The sequence below is a fragment of the Lutibacter sp. genome (genome assembly GCF_013139515.1).
GTDB lineage: Bacteria > Bacteroidota > Bacteroidia > Flavobacteriales > Flavobacteriaceae > Lutibacter.
Genome location: NZ_WTAR01000043.1, coordinates 1 through 6,433, shown reverse-complemented (window position 1 = coordinate 6,433; position 6,433 = coordinate 1). Strand labels below are relative to the sequence as shown.

The window sequence follows — 6,433 nt, the reverse complement described above, 5'->3', positions numbered from 1 at the left end:
ATGTGGAGAATTTTTATCTGTAACTTGAATTGTTTTTACTTCGGAAGTATCATCGTTATAAATTATTTCTATATCAAAAGGGAATTGAAACACAGTTTCTTGTGTTTGCTCAATAATTATTCTAAGTTTATTATTGTGGTAAATCCAGTTTGTTTTTAAAATTGGATGCCCACCTTTTTGAAGCCATTGATGAAAGAAAATATCTAAATTTTGACCAGAAATTTCAGACATTACATTTTTAAAATCGGTTGTTGAAGCATTACTAAATTTATATTTTTGGTAATAGGTTTTTAAACCACTCCAAAATAGTTCGTCACCAATTTTCTTGCGAAGCATATGCAACACCCAAGCACCTTTTTGGTACGAATTTGCATTTAGTAAACGCATATAATTAGTTGTTTTGGTATCTATTACAGGTGATTGTTTTCTTTTGTGAAACCTGAAAATTATTTCACGTTCTTCTTTAATTCTTTTTAGAAATGATTCGTTTCCTTTTGATTCTAAAATATATAAGTCAGTTAAATACGTTGCAAAACCTTCACTTAACCAAAGATGTGGCCAATCAATTTCAGAAGCTGAATTTCCAAACCATTGATGTGCAATTTCATGTGCAATTAAATCTTCGTGTTCTTTTTTACCGGTAACAGATTCTTCAAAATAGAAAATATTTCCAGCATTTTCCATACCTCCAAAACGTGTTTTAGATTGTACATTTGCTAATTTTTGATATGGATATTCACCAATATTTTCAATAAAGAAATATAGAATGCTTTTGGCTGTAGAAAAATCGTAAAAACCTTGTTCTTTAGTTTGTGGATACACCCAAGTTGAAACAGGGATGTTGTGTGTTTCACCTATATTTTGAACTGCAAATTTAGCAATTCCAATCACCATTACTTTAGTAGGTAACGGCACCTTTGTTTTCCAATGGTATTGTTTAGTAGTGTCATTTATATTGGTTTCTTCAACCTGAAAACCATTTGCAATAGTTTGGTAATAATTAGGAGCTTCAATAATATACTCAATCGTTGCTTTATCTGACGGATGATCTACACAAGGAAACCAATTATGCGCTCTGTTTGGCCAATTGTCTCCAAAAAAAGTTCTATCGCCGTGTAAATTTTCACCAATAATTAATCCATCTTTTGGAATTCCTTGATATTTAATAGTATATGTGTATTCTATTCCGGGAAAAGTATGTTTTGGTTGAATTGAAATTTTGTTATTTTTATGAGTAAATTCAACGTTTACATTGTTTTGGTAAATAGAATCTATAACCATTCCTAAGCCGCTAATACTATCTTTTTTAACCAAATCAAGTTGAAATTTGTTTACAGTTTTTTTGAATTTTAACCGTAGTTGCATTTTTGCATCAATACTATTGGTAGTATCATTTACAATAATTGCTAATTTATAGTGTTGTATATCAATGGTGTTAAAACGGTTTTTGTAGTTTTGAGCTGTAATTGTTGATTGAATTACGATAAAAACAATAACCAAATTAAAAATTTTCTTCATTTTAAATGCTATAGAATGGGTTTCAAATATACATAGAAATTAAAATAAATTAGGAGGTATTAATTATTCAATTTGAGATTAGATAATAAACACAGAAACATTTCATAAATACTTCTTATCTTTACAGCCTTAATACTTTAAAACCCTGTAAAATGGATTACGGAAAAGAATTTAAAAAATTTGCTACAAAAGATCAAGGAATTAGTAGTATGTACTATGATAAATTAGTAAGTAGTGTTACACCTTATATTATTGAAGAACGACAATTAAATGTTGCACAAATGGATGTGTTTTCACGTTTAATGATGGATAGAATTATATTTTTAGGAACAGGAATTGATGATTATGTTGCTAATATTATTCAAGCTCAATTGTTGTTTTTAGAAAGCGTTGATAATTCAAAAGACATTTCAATTTATATCAATTCACCAGGTGGCGGTGTGTATGCGGGTTTAGGAATTTATGATACTATGCAGTTTATAAAGCCAGATGTTGCAACAATTTGTACAGGAATGGCAGCTTCAATGGGTGCTGTTTTAATGTGTGCTGGTACTAAAGGAAAACGTTCTGCGTTACCACACTCACGTGTTATGATTCACCAACCTTTAGGTGGTGCACAAGGACAAGCTAGTGATATTGAAATTACGGCTCGTGAAATCATGAAATTAAAAGATGAATTATACCAAATAATATCTAAACATTCTGGGCAAACTATGGAGAAAGTTCATGCAGATTCAGATCGTGATTATTGGATGAAAGCTGATGAGGCAAAAACGTATGGTATGATTGATGAAATTTTAATTAGAAAATAGTTGATGGTAATTTCGAATAAGAAATACAACAATTAACACCTAAAAATTAATAAATAAAAGTATGGCAAAAGATGAAGTTTTAGAATGTTCATTTTGTGGTAGGAAAAAGCCAGAAACAGATTTGCTTATTGCTGGTTTAGACGCGCATATTTGTGATAAATGTATAGAACAAGCGCACGGAATTGTAGTTGAAGAAATTGCAGAGCAAAATTCTTCAGCAGTTACTTCTGAATTAATTGTAAAAAAACCTAAAGAAATTAAGGCGTTTATAGATGAATACATGATTGGTCAGGAAAAGGCAAAACGTGTAATGTCTGTTGCAGTTTATAATCATTACAAGCGTTTATTGCAACCTGAATCTAAAGATGAAGATGAAATAGAAATTGAAAAAAGTAATATTATAATTGTTGGAGAAACAGGTACAGGAAAAACATTAATTGCGCGTACAATTGCAAAAATGTTGAACGTACCATTTTGTATTGTTGATGCAACTGTGTTAACTGAAGCCGGTTATGTAGGTGAAGATGTTGAAACTATTTTAACACGTTTATTGCAAGCCGCAGATTACGATGTAAAAAAAGCAGAACGTGGTATTGTTTTTATTGATGAAATTGATAAAATTGCACGTAAAGGAGATAATCCATCAATTACACGTGATGTTTCAGGTGAAGGAGTTCAACAAGCAATGTTAAAATTGTTAGAAGGCTCAGTTGTAAATGTTCCGCCAAAAGGAGGAAGAAAACATCCCGATCAAAAATTTATTGAAGTAAACACCAAAGATATTTTATTTATGGCTGGTGGTGCTTTCTCTGGAATTGATAAAATTATAGGAAAACGTTTAAACAGGCAAGCAGTTGGCTACAGCGCATCTATTAAAGTAGATAAAGTTGATGAAACTAACTTATTGCAATATATTATACCTAAAGATTTACGAGAGTTTGGTTTAATTCCTGAAATTATTGGTCGTTTACCTGTATTAACACATATGAATCCGTTAGACGCTCAGACTTTGAGAGCCATTTTAACTGAACCAAAAAATTCCATTATAAAACAATACCAAAAGTTATTTGAAATGGATGGTATTAATTTTACTATTAATGAAACAGCATTGGGTTATATTGTTGATAAAGCTGTAGAATACAAACTAGGAGCACGTGGTTTACGTTCACTTTGTGAAGCAATTTTAACTGATGCAATGTTTGAATTACCAGGAACTGAAGAAACAGAATTAAAAATTACGAAGAAATACGCCGAAGACAGAATTAATATGTCAACTTTAAAAAAGTTAAAAGCGGTTTCGTAGTTTAAAAATAAAACTAAATTAAAATAAAATCACCCTTTACAAGTTAAAGGGTGATTTTTTTATCTAAATTTTGTAATTTAGAAATCTTAAAAAACAACAATATTGATTTCCAGAAGTACCATAGATAGAGTTTTTGAAGCTGCTCGTGTTGAGGAGGTTATTGGTGAGTTTGTCCAATTAAAAAAAGCAGGAAGTAATTGGAAAGGATTAAGCCCGTTTTCTGATGAACGCTCACCTTCATTTATGGTTTCTCCAGTGAAACAAATTTGGAAAGATTTTAGTACTGGAAAAGGGGGTAATGCAGTTTCTTTTTTAATGGAACACGAACATTATTCGTACCCTGAAGCTCTAAAATATTTAGCCAAAAAGTACAATATTGAAATTGAAGAAACTGAACAATCCGATGAACAAAAACAACAAGCTGATGAACGCGAAAGTATGTTTTTGGTTTCAGAATTTGCACGGGATTATTTCCATAAAATTTTATTAGAAGACAATCAAGGCAAAGCAATTGGATTAAGTTATTTTAAGGAACGTGGTTTTACTGATGAAACTATAAAAAAGTTTCAGTTAGGATATGCATTAAACGAATGGGAAGCATTTACTTCAGAGGCATTAAATAAAGGATACAATCTTAAATATCTAGAATCTACGGGACTTACTATTGTAAAACAAGATTTACTTTCTTCAACAGGTACAAAACAATTTGATAGGTTTAAAGGTCGCGTACTATTTCCAATTCACAGTATGAGTGGAAGAGTGTTAGGTTTTGGCGGAAGAATTTTAACAAATGATAAAAAAGCAGCTAAATATTTAAATTCACCAGATAGTGATATTTACCATAAAAGCAATGTTTTATATGGTATTCATTATGCAAAACAAAGTATTGCAAAAGAAGATAATTGTTTTTTAGTTGAAGGATATACTGATGTTATTTCTATGCATCAAAAAGGGATTCAGAATGTAGTTTCTTCATCGGGTACAGCACTTACAGAGAATCAAATTCGGTTAATAAATAGACTTACTAAAAATATTACCATTCTTTTTGATGGTGATGCAGCAGGTATTAGAGCTTCTATTAGAGGGATTGATTTAGTTTTAGAACAGGGAATGAATGTGAGAGTTCTAATGTTTCCTGATGGTGATGATCCCGATAGTTTTGCTAAAAAAGTTTCAGAAGAAGAGTTAAAAGAATATTTACAAAATAATTCACAAGACTTCATCAATTTTAAAGTGTCTTTATTGATGGATGAAGCTAAAAATGATCCTGTAAAAAAAGCAGGATTAATTCGTGATATTGTGGTAAGTATTTCTAAAATACCCGATAGTATTCAGCAGGAAGTGTATATTCAAGAATGTTCACGAATTATGGATATTTCTGAAAGTGTTTTATTTAGTGAATTAGCACAACTAAGTAATAAAGCAAAAAGAGAAGTTTCTAAAAGACCTGACCCTAATGAGCCACCAATGGATGTATTGTATCCGGAAATGGCTTTGCAAAAAACACCTCAATTAGAAAAGGTTAACGAACTTGAAAAATATGAACATGAAATTATTAAAATTTTATTACTCTATGGAAATGAGCAAGTTCAATTTGAAAGCCATGAAGTAGAAGAAGAAAAGGATACTAAAGATGGTAAAGTAGGTAGAAAAGAATATTTTTTAAATGCAGTATCAAATGAAGTATACTTGAATTTACAAGAAGATGAAGTAGAATTTACCAATGAAGTTTTTAAAGAGATTTATTACGAAATTATTCATCAATTAAACCAAAACGAATCTATTGTAGTTGATTCATTTATAAATCACAGCAATACAGAAATTTCAAATTTGGTAACTAATATTTTAATGGATGATGAAAAACATACATTAAGTGATTGGAGTAGAAAAGAAATACCTGTTAAAAGAGGTGTTGATGTTTTAATAAAATCGGTTATGGATGTTATATTTAACTTAAGGAGAGTTCTTATTGAAGAAAAAATAAATTCGTTAACATTTGTAGATTATACGAATGAAGAAGAACGAACTGAAAGCATTGAAGCGGTCATGAATTATACAAGTTTAAAATTACGTTTATCTGAAATGTTGAATAGGGTAATTTAAAAAACTTACTTCTAAAATATTCGGATTAAATATCCATCAATAAAACTACTAATGCTATTGAGCAGCTTGAGACAAGAATAACTATCACAATAAAAAATACAATTTTCATCTTCCTCATATTTAATTAATTAGGGTCTTCAAAATTACCACTCAAAAACGAAAAAACCTTACGGTTTTCCGTAAGGTTCAGCATTTCTTTCTTTTTCAATTATTGGTTTAGCATTTTCCCTAATAATAGTTCAAATGTAATTCCTTAAAACAAAAATACCTTACGGGAAACCGTAAGGCGTTCAATAAAACAATGTACTTTCCTGAAATAGGTTGACTAAAAATTAGACAACTTAAACAATGAGAGTATGAAACAGCAAAAACTACCCTGCCGAAAAAAAACCTATGAGAAAATTGGTTTCGATTTAAAACTTTTAATCATTGACCAAATTCAAAATGGTAGATTATCTATCAATTATGCTGCTAAAAAATACAATATTTCCAGATCATCAATTGATTATTGGTTGAAAAAATATAGTACTTTAGAACAAAAGAAATTAGGAATGAGTAAAAAAGATGAAATCAAGAAACTTAAAGAACGTATTGAAGAATTAGAATTTGTAAAAGACTTTCAACAAGATATTATTGCTGATATGGAACTAATCACAGGAGTCGATTTAGCAAAAAAGTCATTGCCCAAAACATTAGC

At 30.0% G+C, this 6,433-nt stretch carries 5 protein-coding genes; 4 read left to right on the top strand and 1 reads right to left on the bottom strand.

Annotated features, from left to right (window positions below; all coding sequences use genetic code 11):
- A partial coding sequence (locus GQ540_RS05150; protein ID WP_291798317.1) for a M1 family metallopeptidase occupies positions 1 to 1,518 on the bottom strand: 1,518 nt, incomplete at its 3' end.
- Between the two features lie 152 nt (positions 1,519 to 1,670).
- Between GQ540_RS05150 and clpP the strand changes: the two genes are divergently transcribed.
- From clpP to GQ540_RS05130, 4 genes are all read left to right on the top strand, one after another.
- Positions 1,671 to 2,330, top strand: coding sequence for an ATP-dependent Clp endopeptidase proteolytic subunit ClpP (clpP, locus tag GQ540_RS05145; protein WP_291798314.1), 660 nt, complete (start codon positions 1,671 to 1,673; stop codon positions 2,328 to 2,330).
- A 61-nt stretch (positions 2,331 to 2,391) separates the two neighbouring features.
- A complete protein-coding gene (gene clpX, locus GQ540_RS05140; RefSeq protein WP_291798309.1) occupies positions 2,392 to 3,633 on the top strand; it encodes an ATP-dependent Clp protease ATP-binding subunit ClpX in 1,242 nt (413 codons plus the stop codon).
- A 102-nt stretch (positions 3,634 to 3,735) separates the two neighbouring features.
- Positions 3,736 to 5,736, top strand: a complete 2,001-nt coding sequence (gene dnaG, locus GQ540_RS05135; RefSeq protein WP_291798306.1) for a DNA primase — start codon at positions 3,736 to 3,738, stop codon at positions 5,734 to 5,736.
- Positions 5,737 to 6,092: 356 nt separating this feature from the next.
- Positions 6,093 to 6,433 (top strand): helix-turn-helix domain-containing protein (locus tag GQ540_RS05130; RefSeq protein ID WP_291798303.1); only part of this gene is annotated, 341 nt, incomplete at its 3' end.